The sequence below is a fragment of the Hathewaya limosa genome (assembly GCF_030815255.1).
GTDB lineage: Bacteria > Bacillota > Clostridia > Clostridiales > Clostridiaceae > Hathewaya > Hathewaya limosa.
In genome coordinates this window covers 286,068-305,170 of record NZ_JAUSWN010000001.1, presented here as the reverse complement: position 1 = coordinate 305,170, position 19,103 = coordinate 286,068, and the positions used below count along the sequence as shown (strand labels likewise).

The 19,103-nt window shown below is 29.0% G+C and carries 15 protein-coding genes; 4 read left to right on the top strand and 11 right to left on the bottom strand.

The window, feature by feature from the left end; genetic code table 11:
• The 9 genes from QOZ93_RS01355 to QOZ93_RS01315 all read right to left on the bottom strand — a co-directional run.
• Window positions 1–777, bottom strand: a 777-nt coding sequence (locus QOZ93_RS01355; RefSeq protein ID WP_307354815.1) for an ABC transporter permease, incomplete at its 3' end; no start/stop codon positions are given.
• A 17-nt stretch (window positions 778–794) separates the two neighbouring features.
• The gene (locus QOZ93_RS01350) at window positions 795–1,727 is read right to left on the bottom strand and encodes an ABC transporter permease (RefSeq protein ID WP_111943646.1); all 933 of its coding nucleotides are present in this window, start codon (window positions 1,725–1,727) and stop codon (window positions 795–797) included.
• A gap of 84 nt (window positions 1,728–1,811) precedes the next feature.
• A complete protein-coding gene (locus tag QOZ93_RS01345) occupies window positions 1,812–3,497 on the bottom strand; it encodes a peptide ABC transporter substrate-binding protein (protein ID WP_307354814.1) in 1,686 nt (561 codons plus the stop codon).
• Between the two features lie 818 nt (window positions 3,498–4,315).
• Window positions 4,316–6,010: a peptide ABC transporter substrate-binding protein gene (locus QOZ93_RS01340; RefSeq protein WP_307354813.1), complete on the bottom strand. Its 1,695-nt coding sequence runs from the start codon at window positions 6,008–6,010 to the stop codon at window positions 4,316–4,318.
• A gap of 571 nt (window positions 6,011–6,581) precedes the next feature.
• Entirely contained in the window at window positions 6,582–7,535 is a 954-nt protein-coding gene (locus QOZ93_RS01335) for an ABC transporter ATP-binding protein (protein ID WP_111943652.1), read from the bottom strand.
• 3 nt (window positions 7,536–7,538) lie between these two features.
• Window positions 7,539–8,561 carry an ABC transporter ATP-binding protein gene (locus QOZ93_RS01330; RefSeq protein ID WP_307354812.1) on the bottom strand — a complete coding sequence of 341 codons (1,023 nt, stop codon included), beginning with the start codon at window positions 8,559–8,561 and terminating at the stop codon, window positions 7,539–7,541.
• 14 nt (window positions 8,562–8,575) lie between these two features.
• Window positions 8,576–9,511, bottom strand: coding sequence for an ABC transporter permease (locus QOZ93_RS01325; protein ID WP_307354811.1), 936 nt, complete (start codon window positions 9,509–9,511; stop codon window positions 8,576–8,578).
• A 17-nt stretch (window positions 9,512–9,528) separates the two neighbouring features.
• Window positions 9,529–10,464, bottom strand: a complete 936-nt coding sequence (locus tag QOZ93_RS01320; RefSeq protein ID WP_307354810.1) for an ABC transporter permease — start codon at window positions 10,462–10,464, stop codon at window positions 9,529–9,531.
• Window positions 10,465–10,571: 107 nt separating this feature from the next.
• Window positions 10,572–12,254, bottom strand: a complete 1,683-nt coding sequence (locus QOZ93_RS01315; RefSeq protein ID WP_307354809.1) for a peptide ABC transporter substrate-binding protein — start codon at window positions 12,252–12,254, stop codon at window positions 10,572–10,574.
• 848 nt (window positions 12,255–13,102) lie between these two features.
• Between QOZ93_RS01315 and QOZ93_RS01310 the strand changes: the two genes are divergently transcribed.
• The 3 genes from QOZ93_RS01310 to dapB are packed head-to-tail and all read left to right on the top strand — an operon-like array spanning window position 13,103 to window position 15,760.
• Window positions 13,103–14,098: an aspartate-semialdehyde dehydrogenase gene (locus tag QOZ93_RS01310; protein WP_111943662.1), complete on the top strand. Its 996-nt coding sequence runs from the start codon at window positions 13,103–13,105 to the stop codon at window positions 14,096–14,098.
• A 17-nt stretch (window positions 14,099–14,115) separates the two neighbouring features.
• Window positions 14,116–14,997 (top strand): 4-hydroxy-tetrahydrodipicolinate synthase, encoded by an 882-nt coding sequence (dapA, locus tag QOZ93_RS01305; RefSeq protein WP_111943664.1) that lies wholly within the window; start codon window positions 14,116–14,118, stop codon window positions 14,995–14,997.
• A gap of 10 nt (window positions 14,998–15,007) precedes the next feature.
• Window positions 15,008–15,760 (top strand): 4-hydroxy-tetrahydrodipicolinate reductase, encoded by a 753-nt coding sequence (gene dapB / locus QOZ93_RS01300; protein WP_307354808.1) that lies wholly within the window; start codon window positions 15,008–15,010, stop codon window positions 15,758–15,760.
• A 41-nt stretch (window positions 15,761–15,801) separates the two neighbouring features.
• Here dapB and QOZ93_RS01295 read toward each other — a convergent pair whose 3' ends face one another.
• On the bottom strand, window positions 15,802–16,956 hold the full coding sequence (locus QOZ93_RS01295; protein WP_307354807.1) for a MalY/PatB family protein: 1,155 nt from the start codon (window positions 16,954–16,956) through the stop codon (window positions 15,802–15,804).
• A 19-nt stretch (window positions 16,957–16,975) separates the two neighbouring features.
• A complete protein-coding gene (locus QOZ93_RS01290; RefSeq protein WP_307354806.1) occupies window positions 16,976–18,130 on the bottom strand; it encodes a pyridoxal phosphate-dependent aminotransferase in 1,155 nt (384 codons plus the stop codon).
• 207 nt (window positions 18,131–18,337) lie between these two features.
• Between QOZ93_RS01290 and dapD the strand changes: the two genes are divergently transcribed.
• Complete coding sequence (dapD, locus tag QOZ93_RS01285) at window positions 18,338–19,048, top strand: 2,3,4,5-tetrahydropyridine-2,6-dicarboxylate N-acetyltransferase (RefSeq protein WP_307354805.1); 711 nt, start codon at window positions 18,338–18,340, stop codon at window positions 19,046–19,048.
• Window positions 19,049–19,103 lie beyond the last annotated feature (55 nt).

The window sequence follows — 19,103 nt, the reverse complement described above, 5'->3', positions numbered from 1 at the left end:
AGTATTTGGTGACTGAATTCCTAATCCTATGAAACTTAAGAAAGCTTCTCCAAATATAAATCCAGGTATATCAAAAGTAATGGAAACTATAATAACTCCTAATGTGTTAGGTAATAAGTGTTTTCCTATAACCCTTGAGGCACTAGAACCTAGGGCTGCAGCTGCAAGTACATATTCTTGCTCTTTTATTTGAAGTATTTGCCCTCTAACCAGTCTTGCCATACCACACCAGCCTGTAATTGTCATGGCCAAAATAAGAGCAAACATTCCTTTTCCAAAAATTAAGGAAATTAAAATAACAACTACTAAATAAGGAATACTAAGCAATATTTCAAGTATTCTCATCATTATATCATCTACTACACCACCGAAATATCCTGAAACTCCTCCATAGATTGATCCTACTATACAATCGATAATAGCACCAATGATACCTAAAAGGATTGAAACCCTACCACCGATCCAAACCCTTGCAAATAGGTCTCTACCTAACTTATCTGTACCAAACCAATGTTCAGCAGAAGGTGGTAAATTTGTCATATCATTATGAACTTCTGAGAATCTTTGTCCTGAAATAGCTGGTCCAAAAATTGTCATAAATGTAATAGCTGCTAATATAACTATTGCTAACATAGCTACTTTATTTTCTTTAAGTCTTCTCCATGCATCCTTCCAATAAGAAATACTAGGTCTTAGGATTTGTTCTGAATTTTTATCTTCATTACCAATAAACTTAAACTTCTCTTTGCTTAATAGTTCATTTTTAACTTGATCCATTTATGCTACACCCCTTTCTACTTACTACTTGATAATTTGATTCTAGGATCTACAATTCCGTATAAAATATCAACTACAAATAAAGAAACTATATATAATGATGCTATAAATATTGTTTGTCCCATTACCATAGTAAAGTCTCTGTTTTGTACTGATGCTACGAAATATTGGCCAAGTCCTGGTATACCAAATATACTTTCTATTACGAATGATCCTACAAATATCATTGCAATTTGTGGTCCTAATATTGTAATTACAGGTAATATAGCATTTCTTAATACATGTTTAAATACAAGAGCTGGCTTACTAACACCTTTGGCTTCTGCTGTTATAATGTAGTCTTGCCCTAAAACATCTAAGCAATTTGCCCTCATGTATCTTGCATAGGTAGCTATTGATCCAAAACTCATAGCTATGGTTGGTAATATTGTATGTTTAAATTCTCCCCAACCTGTTGTTGGTAATAATTCGAATTTTACTGTTAAGAAATATTGTAAAAGTGCGGCTAAAACGAAACTTGGAATTGAAATACCTAAAATTGCAATAAACATTACGAAATAATCTATTCCTTTGTTTCTATTGAATGCTGCTACTATTCCTAAGAAAATTCCTAAACTTACTCCTAATACAAGAGCTTGTAAACCTATTCTTGCTGATATTGGTGCATATTCTTTTATTGTGTCTCCAACTGATCTTCCTGGATATGTTAAAGATTCACCTAAATCTGCATGTAAAACTAGATTTTTCATAAATCTACCATACTGAGTAACTACCGGTTTGTCCAATCCATATTTAGCATAAAAGTTTGCTTTAACTTGAGGTGGTAATTTTTTAGCTAAATCTGCTAAAGGATCACCAGGAATAGAATGTATTAAAAAAAATGTTATAGTTGAAGCAATAAATAATGTAAGCAACATATATCCAAATCTTTTTAAAATGTATTTAAACACCTATATCCCTCCACTTCTTATTATTTATATTTAGGTACAGACAAAATAAATTTACCTGTACCCAAATAATTTAGTTAACCTTTTCTATTTGTCTCTTCCTTCTGTATAAGCATATTTATACTCAGTTGGTCCAAATTGTTTTATTATAACACCTTTTACATATTTTCTTGTAAATGTTTGTCTCATAGGGAATACCTTTGGAGATACAACACAATCATCATAAAGAAGAAGTTTTTCTGCTTCTTTAAAATATTTTAATCTTTCTTTATTATCTGCAGTATTAGAAGTTTTAGATAATAATTCATCATATTGCTTATTTTGCCATCCTGTTGGAACGTTACCACCAACAAGTCTAAATGACTCAAAATATGTCATAGGGTCATCATAATCTCCACTCATGCCCATTCCTGCAAATTGATAATCCATATCATCTGTTCTCTTAGCAAATATTGGCCATTCAACATATTCTATTTTTAAATTAATACCTAATTTTTTATTAAGTCTTTCTTGGTCAAATTCTGCAAACTCTTTACTTGAAGGATCTGTACCTGCTTGTAACATTGTTACATTCATTTTAGCTGGATCTGGATCTGCTCCAACTTCCTTTAATCCTTCTATTAATAATTTTTTTGGATCTGGATTTTCTGCTTTTAATTTTTCAAGATAATTTTCCCCTACAGCTTTTCTGAATTCTTCATCTCCTATTTGAACTTGTGCAGGACAGAAGCCAGTTGCAGGTTCAGCTAAACCTTTAAATAATGTTTTACATACACCTTCTCTATTACCTGATAATGCAAAGGCTTTTCTAATTTTAGCATTTTTAAAATATTTATCTTTTTGATTATAAAAATCATAAGTTATTCTTCCATCATAATCCTTTGTAATATCAAATTTACCTGTCTTTTTAAACTTGTCTACATATTGAGGTGTAGATACATTTGCCATATCAATAGCTCCTGTTTGAAGTTCTCCCATTCTAGATGATTCTTGTTTCATAATTTTCATTGTTATTTTTTGAAGTTTTACATTTTTAGCATCCCAATAATTTTCATTCTTTTTAAGTTCAGCTTTGTTATTGTGAACCCAATTATCTAATACAAATGGACCGCAATAAACTAACTTGTCTTTTTGAGTACCATATTCATCTTTGTATTTTTCAACTATATCTTTTCTTTGTGGTAGCATACATTTATTTCCTAATAAATCTATGAAATAAGCTGTTGGTTTTTCTAAAGTTATTTTTAAAGTTTTATCATCTACTGCTTTAATTCCAACTTCATCTAACTTAGCTTTTCCACAGTTACATTTTTCAGCATTTTTTATTGGATATAATAAATATGATGAAGTACTACCTGTTTTAGGATCTAATGTTCTTTTTAAACTATACTCATAATCTTGTGCTGTAACAGGCTTACCATCACTCCACTTATTATCTCTTAAATGAAATGTCCACTCCATATTATCCTTAGATATATCCCATTTTTCAGCCCCTGCTGGTTCATTAACTTTCTTACCATCTACCATTTTAACTCTTGCAAGTCCTTCTGATACTTCATTTAATAAATATGTTGCATATACATCAGATGCTTTAGATCCATCTAATGACTTAGGCTCACTGCCCAATAATACATTTAAATATTGGTCTTTATCTGGTCCTTTTGCAGCTGCATCTTTGTCATCAGATTTTTTTCCTCCTCCACAACCAATCATGGTTGAAGATCCTAGTAAAACCATAGAAAGTATTACCGATAAAATCTTTTTACTTTTCATACTAAATCCTCCTTATAATAACACCTATAAAGTTATATGAACATTTTTGATTTAAAACTTAATAACCTATGCTCCTTGATTAATAAATTTTAAATCATAATGATCAAATCATAAATTTAAGTTAAAATTTTAAAGTTGCCCCATATAAATATTCGAATTAATTTAAATTGTCTGAATATTAATTGTCGTTTTATCTTCTTTTTCGTTATAATCTGATTGAAATTAAATTATATTTTGAGTTAGTTAAATTTTTTTAAAATTCTTTTAAGTTATTATACATCATATTTCATAAAAATTCAAAATATTTTTTTATATCACGAAATTTATTTGTAGTTTTTAACCATGATTTTTTTATTTCTATTGAAATTAAATACTCATAGCTTCTTTTTACATAATCCTTTTGATTTTAAATATATTTTGATTTTAAATGAAACCTAATGAAACTTACTATATTTAAAAATAATTTTTATTATAATAATTTTTAAAAAATAATCATTTATTATAAACTTTCTATTACAAAATGATATTTTTTAACTTCCTTGACCTCTCATATTATCTCAAAACATTTTTTCAGTGAATACTTTTTCAGTGAATACTTACAGCTTCATGCAAATCTATATTTATATTTATAATTTATAGTTCTTCAAACTTCATGTTTTAATTGATTCTATTCCTTTTCTTTATGTATGTTCCTTATTTAATCCAACAATACTTAAAGGTTAATAAATTTTATTTATTCTTTCTTGTGCTCAATACAAATTTAGGTACAGATAAAACAACTTCATCTGTACCTAAATTTAAAATAAAGTTATAGTTTTTTACTTTTCTCTTCCTTGTGTATAAACATATTTGTACTCAGTTGGTCCAAATTGTGGAATTACAAGACCTTTTATATATTTTCTTATAAATGTTTGTCTCTTAGGGAAAATTCTTGGAGATACAACACAATCATCATAAAGAAGAAGTGTTTCTGCTTCTTTAAAATATTTTAATCTTTCTGTATTATCTGCAGTATTAGCGGCCTTAGATAAAAGTTTATCAAATTTTTTACTTTTCCATCCTGTTGGAACATTACCACCAACACTTCTAAATGATTCAAAATATGTCATAGGATCATCATAATCCCCGCTCATAGCCATACCAGCTATTTGATAATCAAGATCATCTGTCCTTTGTGCAAATATTGGCCATTCAACATATTCTATTTTCATGTCAACACCTAAAATTTTCTTAGCTACTTCTTGGTCAAATTCACAATGTTCCTTAGCTGATGGACTTGTACTTCCGCTTAAATAAGTTATCTTCATCTTAGCTGGATCTGGATCTTCTCCTATTTCCTTTAGACCCTCAGCTAACAATTTTTTTGGATCCGGATTTTGTTTTTCTAATTTTTCAACAAAGTTTTCTCCTACAGCTTTTCTGTATTCTTCATCACCTATTTTAACTTGTGCAGGACAGAATCCAGTAGCAGGTTCAGCTAAACCTTTATATAATGTCTTACATGCACCTTCTCTATCAGCTGCTAAGGCAAAAGCTTTTCTGATTTTAGCATTTTTAAAATATTTATCCTTTTGATTAAAGTAAACATAGTCTATTGATCCTGAATAATCTTCAACTATATTGAAATTACCTGTCTTTTTAAATTTTTCTACATATTGAGGTTTATATACTCCTGCCATATCAATAGCACCTGTTTGAAGTTCCCCCATTCTAGCTGCTTCTTGTTTCATAACTTTCATTGTTATTTTTTCAAGTTTTACATTTTTAGCATCCCAATAATTCTCATTCTTTTTAAGTTCTGCTTTGTTATTATGAACCCAATTATCTATTACGAATGGTCCACAATAAAGAAGTTTATCTTTCTCAGTACCGTATTGTTCTCCGTATTTTTCAACTACATCTTTTCTTTGTGGAAACATACATTTATTTCCTAATAAATCTATAAAATACGCTGTTGGTTTTTCTAATGTTATTTTTAATGTTTTATCATCAATAGCCTTAACCCCAACTTCATCTACTTTAGCTTTTCCACAGTTGCATTTTTCACCATTTTTTATTGGATATAGTAAATATGCTGATGTACAACCAGTCTTAGGTTCTAATGATCTCTTTAAACTATACTCATAGTCTTGAGCTGTTACAGGTTTACCATCACTCCATTTATTATCTTCTCTTAAATGAAATGTCCACTCCATATTATCATCTGATACATCCCAACTTTTAGCTCCTGCTGGTTCGTGAGTTTTTTTACCATCTTCAATCTTAACTCTCGCAAGCCCCTCTGAAACTGCATTTAACATGTAAACTGCATAAATATCAGATGCCTTTGATGCATCTAATGACTTAGGTTCATTACCCAATAGCACATTTAAGTATTGATTTTTGTCTGGTCCTTTTTCTGCTGTTTCTTTAGCCTTGTCATTAGATTTTGTTCCACCTCCACAACCAATTAAGGTTGAAGACCCCAGTAAAACCATAGAAAGTATTACCGATAAAATTTTTTTACTTTTCATACTTAATCCTCCTTATAATAACACCTATAAAGTTATATGAACATTATTGATTTAAAGGCTAACAATCTATATTGATAGATTAATAATCTTTAAACACAATGATCAAATCATAAATTTTAATTTAAGTGACAAAACACTCTCACTCACATTTTTGTTACTAATTAGAATTATCTGAATATTAATTATAGTTTTATATCCTCTTTCATTAAAAAATACTCCAAATTTAAATTATATCTTAAGTTCAGTATTTTTTAGTTCTTTTAAGTTATTATACATTATTTTTTATAAAAATTCAAAATATTTTTTATATTATGAATTTTAGTTTATGTTGTTTAAATATTGTTTTTTTAGTTCTTTTACAATTAACTACTTCTAGTTTACTTTTACTTATAAATACTCCTATTTAAAATATATTTTCAACTTATAGAAAAATTACTAAAACTTTAATGAAATTGAAATTAAATTTAACGCTAATGAATACAATTCCATTATTAACCAAAATAAAAAGATATCTAATAAAATAATTTAAAATTATCTTAAGATACCTTTTTATTTCATAAAATATATTTATTTAATATAAATGACAAGCTACAAAGTGATCTTTTTTAATTTCTTTAAATTCAGGTTCAACCTCATAACATTTTTTCATTGCATTTTTACATCTTCCTGCAAATCTACATCCTGATTTAGGATTTATTGGACTCGGAACTTCACCCTCCAATTTAATTCTATTTTTTTTCTTTTCTATATCTGGATCTGGGACTGGAATTGCGGATAATAAGGCTTTAGTATAAGGATGTAGTGGCTCTGCATATAATTCTTCACTTGATGCAAGTTCAACCATTTTACCAACATACATAACACCTACTCTGTCTGAAATATGCTTAACCATTGATAAATCATGGGCTATAAATAAATATGTTAATCCAAACTCTTGTTGTAATTTAATTAATAAGTTAACTACCTGCGCTTGAATAGAAACGTCTAATGCGGATATAGGTTCATCACAAACTATAAATTCTGGTTCTATAGCTAAAGCTCTTGCTATTCCTATTCTTTGTCTTTGACCACCTGAAAACTCATGTGGAAATCTTGACGCATGTTCCTTATTTAACCCAACAAGATCTAATAATTCATAGATTCTATTAGTTCGTTCTTGTCCTGAATATAAATTATGAATATCTATCCCTTCTCCAATTATATCTCCTACTGTCATTCTAGGATTTAGAGATGCATATGGATCTTGTAAGATAATTTGTGCTCTTCTTGCAAAAGCCTTTTTTTCCTTTTTATTTAACTTATGAATATCCACACCATCGAAGATTACCTCTCCTTCAGTGGCTGGATAAAGTCCCATAACTGTTCTTCCACAGGTTGTTTTCCCGCACCCTGATTCTCCAACTAACCCCAATGTTTCACCTTTTTTTATAGTAAAACTTACATCATCTACAGCTTTTAAAATAGCTTTAGGACCAACATTAAAATACTTCTTTAAGTTTTTAACTTCAATAAAATCTTTCTCCATGTGCTATTCCCCCTTTACCTTTAAAATACTAGGTATTTCTACTTTTGGAGCATATGGATGTTGTAACCAACAACTTACTTCATGTGTATCACTTATTTTTGATACTTCTGGCATCATTTCTTTGCATATGTCCATGCAATATTCACATCTATCTGCAAACGGACATCCTACTGGAGGTTTTACTAAATCAGGAGGTGTTCCTCCTAATGAATAAAGAGTATCTTTATTCTTAGTCTCTAATCTTGGTACTGATTGAAGTAATGCCCATGTATATGGATGCTTAGGATTATAGAAAATTTCTTCCTTTGTTCCTCTTTCTATAATTTGTCCTGCATACATTACCTGTATTCTATGTGCAACATCTGCAACTACACCTAAATCATGAGTTACTAAGATAACTGCTGTTCCTAATTTCTTCTGAAGATCTGCTATAAGTTCCATAATTTGTGCCTGTATAGTAACATCCAATGCTGTTGTTGGTTCGTCAGCTATAAGAATCTTTGGATTACAAGCAAGAGCTATTGCTATCATTGCTCTCTGTCTCATTCCACCTGAAAATTCATGTGGATATTGTTTAACTCTCTTTTCTGCATTAGGAATACCAACTAAGTTTAACATCTTTATAGATTCTTTTAGTGCATCATTTTTACTCATACCTCTATGAATTATTAAACTCTCAGCTATTTGTTTTCCTACAGTCATAGTTGGATTTAATGATGTCATAGGATCCTGAAATATCATTGATATTTCTGAACCTCTAATTTGTCTTAATTCGTTTTTTGACATTTTTAATACATCTTTATCTCCAAAAATAATTTCTGACTCTTGTTTTATTTCTCCTGGTGGTTCAGGAATTAATCTCATAATTGCCTTTGATGTAATAGTTTTACCACATCCTGACTCTCCTACTACGGCTAAAGTTTCTCCTTTATTTAAGTGGAAACTAACCCCTCTTACAGACTGAACTTCACCTGCATATGTATGGAAAGATACTCTTAAATTTTTTACATCTAAAATTTTTTCCATGATTTATACCCCCTCTATTGACGTAATTTTGGATCTAATGCATCTCTTAATCCATCGCCTAATAATTGGAATGAAAGCATTGTTAAACTTATCATTAACGCTGGGAAAAATAGCTGGTATGGATAAAATAACATATTAGGCTGTGCCGCTGCCGCTAAAGCTCCCCAACTTGTTGAAGGTGAAGGAATACCCAGTCCTATAAAACTTAAGAAAGCCTCTCCAAATATAAATGAAGGTATATCAAAAGTAATGGAAACTATAATAACTCCTAAAGTATTAGGTAATAAATGTTTTCTTATAATTCTAGCTGGACTTGCTCCTAACGCTGCTGCCGCTAAAACATATTCTTGCTCTTTAATTTGTAATATCTGTCCTCTAACAAGTCTTGCCATTCCACACCAACCTGTTATAGTCATAGCTAAAATTAAAGAGAACATTCCTTGACCAAAAATCAAAGATACTAATATTACTACGATTAAATAAGGTATACTTAGTAAAATTTCAACGATTCTCATCATTATATCATCTATAAAGCCACCAAAATAACCTGCAACACCACCATATATTGCTCCTAATACAGTATCAATAACCGCCCCTATTAAACCAATTATGATAGAAACTCTTCCTCCCATCCAGATTCTTGAAAATAAGTCTCTACCTAAATTATCTGTACCAAACCAATGTTCAGAAGATGGAGCCAAATTTATAAGTTGATTATTAACTTGAGCAAAATTCTTTCCTGAAATACTTGGTCCTATCATAGTTAATATTGTTATCAAAATCAAAATTATTAAGGCTACAATTGCTACTTTATTTTGTTTTAATCTTCTCCAAGCATCTTGCCAATAAGACATGCTCGGTCTTAATATTTTTTCTGATTCAGTATTTGTTTTATCTATAAACTTAAATTTTTCTTTTAATATTTTTTCATTATTTATATTTTCGCTCATATTTTTGTCACCCCCATCTATTTAGTATCTGATGATAATTTTATTCTTGGATCTACAATACCATATAATATATCAACAACAACTAAAGCAATAATATAAAGAGATGCCATAAATATTGTTTGACCCATTACCATTGTGTAATCTCTATTTTGTACTGAGGATACAAAGTATTGTCCTAAACCCGGAATTGAGAATATACTCTCTACTACAAAAGATCCTATAAATATCATAGCAATTTGAGGTCCTAAAATTGTAATAACAGGTAATATTGCATTTCTTAATACATGTTTAAATACTAAAGAAATTTTCGATACACCTTTAGCCTCAGCTGTTAGAATATAATCTTGACCTAAGACATCTAAACAGTTCGCTCTCATGTATCTTGCATAAGTAGCTATAGATCCAAAACTCATTGCTATAGTTGGCAGTATTGTATGTTGAAATTCTCCCCAACCTGTTGTTGGTAATAATGTATATTTAACTGTAAATACATATTGTAAAAGTGCTGCTAATACAAAACTCGGAATAGATATTCCTAATATAGCTATAAACATTACAAAATAGTCTGCCCCTTTATTTCTATTAAAGGCTGCAATAATACCTAAAGTTACACCTAAGCCGAACCCTAATACAATTGATTGAATTCCTATTTTACCTGAAATAGGTGCATATTCTTTTATAGTATCCACAACTGATCTACCTGGATATGTTAATGATTCTCCTAAATCACCATGGAAAACTAAATTTTTCATAAAAGTACCGTATTGAACTGCTAAAGGTTTATCTAATCCATACTTTGCATAATAGTTTGCTTTTATTTGAGGAGGTAATTTTCTAGCTAAATCTGCTAGTGGATCTCCTGGAATTGCATGAATTAAAAAGAATGTTATTGTTATCGCTATGTATAGTGTTAATAGCATATATCCTAATCTTTTTAAAATAAATTTAAACACTTTTGCCCCTCCATCTCTTTTTTCTTAATTAGTTAACCGTCTTTTCTTCTATTAAATAAGTTTTATTTTAAAACAGCAGTGCTTATAGCCCTGCTGTTTATTAGTTTTTATCTTCCCTTAGTATAAGCGTATTTAACTTCAGTAGTACCAAATAGTGGTACCATTACGTTATTAACATATTTTCTAGTATATGTTTGTCTCATTCTATAAACAGTTGGTGAAGCTACACCATCTTTTTGTAAAAGTACTTGTTCTGCTTTTTTGAATAACTCTGCTCTTTCTTTATCATCAGAAGTTAATGAAGCTTTATTTATAAGTTCATCGTATTCTTTATTTTTCCATCCTGTTGGAACTACTCCAGCAGTTGAAGTCCACATATCAAAGAAAGTCATAGGATCATTATAATCCCCAGTCCATCCCATACCTGCAAATTGGTAATCTTTTTCATCGGTTCTTTTTGCAAATATTGGCCATTCTACATATTCTATTTTAAGATTAACGCCTAAAGCATTTTTGTAATTTTGTTGATCAAATTCAGCGAATTCTTTTGATCTTGCATCTGTACCTGATTGTAATAGTGTAATACTCATTTTTGCTGGATCTGGATCTGCACCAATTTCTTTTAAGCCTTCTACTAATAGAGCCTTTGGATCTTTATATTGTTCTTTTAGTTTTTTAATTGGTTCATCTTTAACAAGTGATCTATACTCATCCTTTTCTCCAATTAAAACTTGAGGTGCACACCATGCATATGCTGGAGTTGCTAATCCTCTAAATAATGTTTTTGCTTTACCTTCTCTATCATCAGCTAAAATAAATGCTTTTCTTATTTTTTCATTTTTAAAGTATTTATCAGTTTGATTAAAGAAACTATATGCTGTTGAACCATCATATCCTTTTATTACGTTATAATTTTGAGTTGAATCAAATTTTTTAACCCAATCTGGATGTGAAACTGCACCCATATCAATTTGTCCATTTAATAATTCACTCATTCTTGAAGGTTCTTGAGAAATAATTTTCATTGTAACTTTATTAAGCTTTACTGAATTTTTATCCCAATATTGTTCATTCTTCTTAAGTTCTACCTTATTATTATGTACCCAATTAGAAATTGCAAATGGTCCACAGAATATCATTGTATCTTTTTCTGTTCCATATCTTTCACCTGATTTTTCAACTATATCTTTTCTTTGTGGATGCATAACTTTAAAATAAGTTAAGTCTAAGAAATATGCGGTTGGCTTTTCTAATGTTATTTTCAATGTTTTGTCATCTATAACTTTAACTCCTAATTCATTAACTTTAGCTTTTTCAGAGTTAAATTCTTTAGCATTTTTAATTGGGAATAATAGGAAAGCATATGGCGAACCAGTTTTTGCTTCTAATGTTCTTCGTATACCATAAGCATAATCGTTAGCTGTTACTGGCTTTCCATCACTCCATTTATTATCTCTTAAGTGGAATGTCCATTCCTTTTTATCATTACTTACATCCCATTTTTCAGCACCTGCTGGTTTAATAACATCTTTTCCATTTTCTTGTTCTACTCTTGTAAGTCCTTCCATTACTTCATTTAGAACTTGACTTGAATATAGATCTGAAGCTTTAGATGCATCTAAACTTTTTGGTTCTGCCCCCAAAACTAAATTTAAATATTGCTCCTTATCCATTTCTCCGTTTGCCGTATTTGCAGATCCCTTATTACTTGAACTTCCACATCCTACTAACATTGCAGAAGTTAAAAGAGATACTGAAAGTACTGCTGATAGTATTCTTTTACTTTTCATCTTTATGCCTCCTTCTTGTAAATTATATTTATATACTAATATAGTACATATTCGACATATATTAATATATTTCTACATTCATAGTTTGGTTATTTAATTCCAAATTTATTCTTTAATAAATAATCTTTATTAATTATATTTTCAGAACATTTCACCAGTAAATTATAGTTACAAATCATGATTAACCTAAGCTTTTGCAAAGCTTGTACAGTTTTTCCTACTATTTAAATTATTTTTAATAATATTAATTTAGCATTCATATTGCAACTTTAAATTTACCAAAAACTATTTTTCAAACAACTTTTCGTGTAAATTATTATTAAAACTATATCACCTTTTAAAAAAAATGTCAAATATATATTAAATTTTTTTTAATAGATTTAAATTTTAAAAGATTGATTAATTTATTATTTATTCATAGTTTTTTCATCATACTCTAATAGACATATAATAATATCAATACCTCCAGTTCATTTTCATTATTTTATAAAAATTTTGAATTAAGCTTGAAAAAATTCATTTTTTTATATAAATGAATTTTTTATTGTTTAATCTCTTATAGCGCTATTTCATTGACTTTATTCGGTTTTACTTGCTTTTGGCAAGGATTCGTTTTCTACTTTTTTTGATTTTTTAAAACATTTTTTACAAAATGAATTGATTTATCTCTTCTAAAAATGTATTTTGCAACTTTTGTATTCATAACTTTCATATTTGCATTATAATTATTTAATACTTGTTTATCAAAAATTAAATAATTTCATATAATATTGATATGTAAAAAACTATATAAATTTTTCTCTTTAAGTTATATAATAATAAATGAAAATATATTTAGGAGGGATTTTATGAAACTCAATATAGCAGTTGTAGGCTCAACTGGTATGGTAGGAAGACAAATGATAAGTATTCTAGAAGAAAGAAACTTACCAATAGATAATATTTATTTTTATGCTTCTAAAAAATCAGCTGGAACTTCCTTAAAATTTAATGATAAAGATATTACTGTTGAAGAATTAAAAGAAGATAATATAAAAAATAAAACAATTCACATTGCACTTTTCTCTGCAGGTGGAAACACTTCATTAGAATATGCTCCTATTTTCACTAAATATGGTGCTATAGTTGTAGATAATAGTAGTGCTTGGAGAATGAATCCTGAAGTACCTCTAGTAGTTCCTGAAGTCAACCCTGAAGATCTTTCTTGGCATAAAGGTATAATTGCTAATCCCAATTGTTCTACAATACAAGCAATGGTAGCTTTAAAACCTCTTCAAGATAAATATGGACTAAAAAGAATTATATATTCAACTTATCAGGCTGTTTCAGGTGCAGGTATCGGAGGATATAATGATTTATTAGATGGATATAAAGGAGAAGAACCAAAAAAATTCCCTTATCCCATTGCTGGAAACATGTTGCCTCATATAGATGTTTTCCTAGACAATGGATATTCAAAAGAAGAAATGAAGATGATTGAAGAAACAAAAAAAATTCTTCATGATTCTGAATTAAAAATTACAGCCACAACTGTAAGAGTTCCTGTACTTTATGGACATAGCGAAAGTATTAATGTAGAATTGAAAAATTCTTTTGAAATAAATGACGTATTCCAATTATTTAAAAACGCTAAAGGAATAGTACTACAAGATGATCTTAAAAATCTTGTATATCCAACGCCACTATTCGCCGCAGGTAAAGATCCAGTATTTGTTGGTAGAATAAGAAAAGATTTTAGTGTAGAGAGCGGACTAAACCTTTGGGTAGTTGCAGATAATATTAGAAAAGGTGCCGCTCTTAATGCAGTTCAAATTGTAGAATTATTAATTCCTACAATTAAATAAGAAAGGAGTGACTTTTTATGACAATTTTTAGAGGTTCAGGGGTTGCCCTAGTTACCCCTTTTAATAAGGAAGGTGTAGACTTTAAAAAATTAAAAGAGTTAATTGAATTACACCTCTCTTCTTCCACAGATGCAATAATAGTATGTGGTACTACCGGTGAAGCTTCTACTATGACAGAAACCGAAAAAAAAGAAACAATTAAGTTTGTAGTAGATACTGTTAATAAAAAAATTCCCGTTATCGCAGGTACGGGATCAAATAATACAGAAGCTTCTATTAAAATGTGTAAATGGGCTGAAGGTATAGGAGTAGATGGTATACTAGTAATTACTCCTTATTACAATAAAACTACTCAAAAAGGATTGATTCAACATTTTGAGGCAATTGATTCTGCAGTTAATATTCCTATAATATTATATAATGTTCCAGGAAGAACAGGAATGAATCTTCATCCTGAAACGATTTTATCTCTTACAAAAACTTGTAAGAATATAGTTGCAGTAAAAGAAGCTAGCGGAAATATTAGTCAAGTAGCTAAAATAAAAGCTTTATGTGGTGATAAAATAGATATATATTCAGGAAATGATGATCAAATTGTTCCTATATTATCTCTTGGTGGTATAGGTGTTATCTCTGTACTTGCCAACGTAGTTCCAAAGCAAGTACATGATATGGTATTTAATTATCTTAATGGAAATGTTTCAGAAGCACTTAGACTTCAATTAGAATATCTTTCTTTAACAGATGCATTATTTATAGAAACAAATCCTATTCCTGTAAAAACTGCTTTAAACCTAATGAATATGAATGTAGGTAATTTAAGACTTCCATTATGTGATATGGAAGATAACAACTTAGAAATTTTGAGAAATGAATTAAAAAAATGTAATTTAATCTAGGAGGATAGTAATGACTAAAATTATTTTAAGTGGTTGTGCTGGTAAAATGGGCAAAATGATAACTGAATGTGTACAAAAAAAAGATAACCTTTCTATAGTAGCTGGTATAGATTTAAATTGCCAACAAAACCTTAACTATCCTGTTTTCAAAAATATTGAAGACTGTGACATAAGTGCTGATGTTATCATAGATTTTTCTAGACCTAGCAGTTTAGATAGTATTATGAGATACTCAAAAAATCATAAAACTCCAGTTGTAATTTGTACAACTGGTTATTCAGAAGAGCAACGAAACGCTATTGATGAATTGAGTAATCATGTAGGAGTTTTCCATTCAGCTAATATGTCTATAGGAATAAACTTAGTTAATTCCTTATTAAAACAAATTAGTTCAAAACTTTTTGGAGATTATGACATAGAAATTATAGAAAAACATCATAATCAAAAAGTAGATTCTCCAAGTGGTACTGCTTTATTACTTGCAAATACTATAAAAAACTCTATTGAAGATAAAACAGAATTTATATATGGTAGAGAAGGACATCATAAAAGAGATCAAAAAGAAATAGGAATTCACGCTATAAGAGGTGGAAATATTATTGGTGATCATTCAGTAATATTTGCAGGTGAAGGTGAGTGTATTGAAATTACTCACAAAGCTATTTCTCGAGAAGTATTTGCAATTGGTGCTTTAAAGGCTGCAGAATTCATGAAAGATAAAAAACCTGGCAAATATGATATGGATAATATAGTTAATAGTTAATAGTTAAAACACCTTGTACAATAATACAAGGTGTTTTTTTATTACTTAATTGCATTTTTTATATTTTCTAAAGCTATTTTTAACAAACTTCTTCTACATGCAATGTTCATTCTTACAAAACTTTCCCCTTCAATTCCAAACATACTTCCCTTATTTAAAATTAACTTACATTTATCTATAAAAAATCTATTAAGCTCTTCCCCATTAAATCCTAATTTCGAACAATTTAACCACAGTAAATAAGTACCTTCTGTTTCCACTACTTTAATATGTGGAATATACTTTTTAAAATACTCAACTGCATATTCTTTATTTTTTTCTATATAAGAATTTAATTCTCCTAAATACCCTTCACCTTCATTATATGCCGCCTCTAGTACACTAGTAGCAAAAATGTTAGGTTTATTTATAAAATTATCATCTAAAACCTTTTGAACTTTTTCTCTTATGGTCTTATTACATATAATTAAGTTAGATACTTGAAAACCAGCTAAATTAAAAGTCTTCGTAGGCGCTTCTGTTATAATACATTTTTCTTTTATTCTCTCATCTACAGTACTTAAAACATTATGCTGATTATCTTTGAAAATTAGATCTTTATGAATTTCATCTGAAATTATAACAATATTTTGCTCTAAACAAATATCAATTAATTTTTGTAATTCTTCTTTTGTCCAAACTCTTCCTACTGGATTGTGTGGGCTACATAAAATTAATACTTTTGTTTTAGAAGTTATTTTTTTCTTTAAATCTTCAAAATCCATAAAATACTTATTATCTTTATATATAAGTGGATTGTTAACCACAGTACATCCTGCTCTTTCTATAACTTCATGGAATCTATGATATACAGGTGGTTGAATTATTATTTCATCCTTAGGATTTGTTATAGCCTTTATAGCATATAAAATTCCATGAATAACTGAAGGAGTAAATAAAATTTCTTCTTTTTTTATATTAAAATTATATCGTTTTGTATTCCAACTTATTATAGCTTCATAATAACTATCTGGAATTATACTATATCCATACACACCCTCTGAAAGTTTTTTTTCTATAACATTATTAATAAAATCTCCACATTTAAAATCCATATCTGCTACAGACATAGAAATTAAATCTTCCTTTGTATTAATCGAATCCCATTTAGATGAATTAGTACCTTTCCTTATTACTTCTTGATCAAAATCATACACTTTAATTACCCCACTTCTTTTATTTATTTAAAGTTTGCAAATACTTCTCCATCTTATCTAATGCCAATCTTAATTCTTCCATGGAGTATGAATAAGATATCCTAACAAATCCTTCTCCCAAACTTCCAAAAGCAGTTCCTGGTATAATGGCCACCTTTTCTTTCTGTAATAATTCCGTACAAAATTTAAAACTATCATTACTAAATTTTTTTATACTAGGAAATGCATAAAATGCACCTTTAGGTTTAACAAGCTCTAATCCCATATTTAAAAGTCTTTCATATACATAATCTCTTCTCTTTTTAAATTCATCTCTCATAGCATATACTTCATTCATACAATACTTTAAACCTGCATAGGCTCCCCATTGCGAAATCGATGTAGCACAAGATACGCTATATTGATGTACCTTCATTATATGTTTCATAAGTTGAGGACATGCACATACATATCCTACTCTTAATCCAGTCATAGAAAACATCTTAGAAAAACCACCAATTAAAATAATTTTTTCTTTAATATCTTCCAATTGAGCTACAGAATAATATTCTTCTTCATATATCAAAGAGGCATAAATCTCATCACTTACTACAATTATATTATGTTCTTTTATTATCTTATGTAATTCTTGTAAATCTTCTTTAGTTAATACAGAACCAGTTGGATTAGTAGGAAATGATAATACCAATACTTTTGGGTCATGTAACTTTATTTCTTTTTCTAAAGATTTTATATCTATAGTAAAATCATTTTTCAAGGAATAATTCACAACTTCTCCACCTGCTATTTTAACACAACTTTCATAAGCTGGATAAGCTGGATTTGGAATTAATATCTTATCACCTTTATCTATTAAAGATAAAAATACAGAATTTAATCCCTCACTTCCCCCTACAGTAACACAAATTTCATCTTCACTATACTTAATTCCTAAACTTCTTAGATATAAACTTATTTGTTCTCTTAATTCAAAAATTCCAGCATTAGCTGTATATCTTGTTTTATCATCTTCTATTGCTTTAATCATATATTCTTTTACAATCTTAGGAACTTGAAAATCTGGTTCTCCCAAAGTTAAAGATATAGCTCCTGGTACTTTTACAACTTCATTATAAAATTTTCTTATACCTGATATTTCAATTTTTCTCACCTGTTTAGAAATTAAATTTTCCATATAATCACCTTAACTCTCTATTCTTATATTACTTACTATGTATTGTAAATCTATTCTCATTTTCTTTCAATAATTTTTATATTTAGGTTGCTCTTTTTACATAAAATAAGGTAAAATAATATGTAGTTCAAATTTACTAATGTTTATTTTTCATATTTTGTGTAAAAATATAGTTATGATAAATAATTTTGTGAAAGGAGTATTAAAATGAATTATAATTTAACTGATCCATATGAAATAGCAAGATATATAAAAGAAGCCGAAAAATCTACTCCTTGTAAAGCTTATATTCAAGGAAATTTAGGGAATCTTTCTTTAGAAAACATACAGGTTTTTAGTAATGGTAACTTGTACATATTATTTGGTGAAAACAGTAATATAGTAAAATTTCTAGAAGAGAATAAAGATAAAATTGAGAACTTTAGATTAGAGGTTGATAGAAGAAATTCTGCAATTCCTTTACTTGACTTAAGTGAACTTGATGCACGTATAGAACCTGGTGCATTAATTCGTGATAAAGTATCTATAGGTAAAAAAGTAGTTGTCATGATGGGCGCAGTTATAAATATAGGTGCTGAAATTGGTGATGAATCTATGATAGATATGAATGCCGTACTCGGTGCTAGAGCAAAAGTTGGTAAACGTTGTCACGTTGGTGCTGGTGCCGTTATAGCCGGAGTTTTAGAACCACCTAGCAAATCTCCTTCAGAAATAGGAGACAATGTAGTATTAGGTGCCAATTGCGTGATACTTGAAGGAGTTAAAATTGGCTCTAATTCTGTAGTAGCTGCCGGTTCAATAGTAACTCAAGATGTACCTGAAAATGTAGTGGTAGCTGGAACACCTGCTAAAATAGTTAAGACTGTAGATGTAAAGACTAAGAGCAAAACTGAAATTCTAGATGATTTAAGAAAATAGGTTTTGTTAAAAATGGCTATCTTTAAATATTTATTTAGAGATAGCCATTTATTTA

Excerpts from the sequence above, each read along its gene's own strand:
- QOZ93_RS01345 (WP_307354814.1), bottom strand. The coding sequence starts at position 3,497 with ATGAAAAGTAAAAAGATTTTATCGGTAATACTTTCTATGGTTTTACTA.
- QOZ93_RS01340 (WP_307354813.1), bottom strand. The coding sequence starts at position 6,010 with ATGAAAAGTAAAAAAATTTTATCGGTAATACTTTCTATGGTTTTACTG.
- QOZ93_RS01335 (WP_111943652.1), bottom strand. The coding sequence starts at position 7,535 with ATGGAGAAAGATTTTATTGAAGTTAAAAACTTAAAGAAGTATTTTAAT.
- QOZ93_RS01330 (WP_307354812.1), bottom strand. The coding sequence starts at position 8,561 with ATGGAAAAAATTTTAGATGTAAAAAATTTAAGAGTATCTTTCCATACA.
- QOZ93_RS01325 (WP_307354811.1), bottom strand. The coding sequence starts at position 9,511 with ATGAGCGAAAATATAAATAATGAAAAAATATTAAAAGAAAAATTTAAG.
- QOZ93_RS01315 (WP_307354809.1), bottom strand. The coding sequence starts at position 12,254 with ATGAAAAGTAAAAGAATACTATCAGCAGTACTTTCAGTATCTCTTTTA.
- QOZ93_RS01310 (WP_111943662.1), top strand. The coding sequence starts at position 13,103 with ATGAAACTCAATATAGCAGTTGTAGGCTCAACTGGTATGGTAGGAAGA.
- dapA (WP_111943664.1), top strand. The coding sequence starts at position 14,116 with ATGACAATTTTTAGAGGTTCAGGGGTTGCCCTAGTTACCCCTTTTAAT.
- dapB (WP_307354808.1), top strand. The coding sequence starts at position 15,008 with ATGACTAAAATTATTTTAAGTGGTTGTGCTGGTAAAATGGGCAAAATG.
- QOZ93_RS01290 (WP_307354806.1), bottom strand. The coding sequence starts at position 18,130 with ATGGAAAATTTAATTTCTAAACAGGTGAGAAAAATTGAAATATCAGGT.
- dapD (WP_307354805.1), top strand. The coding sequence starts at position 18,338 with ATGAATTATAATTTAACTGATCCATATGAAATAGCAAGATATATAAAA.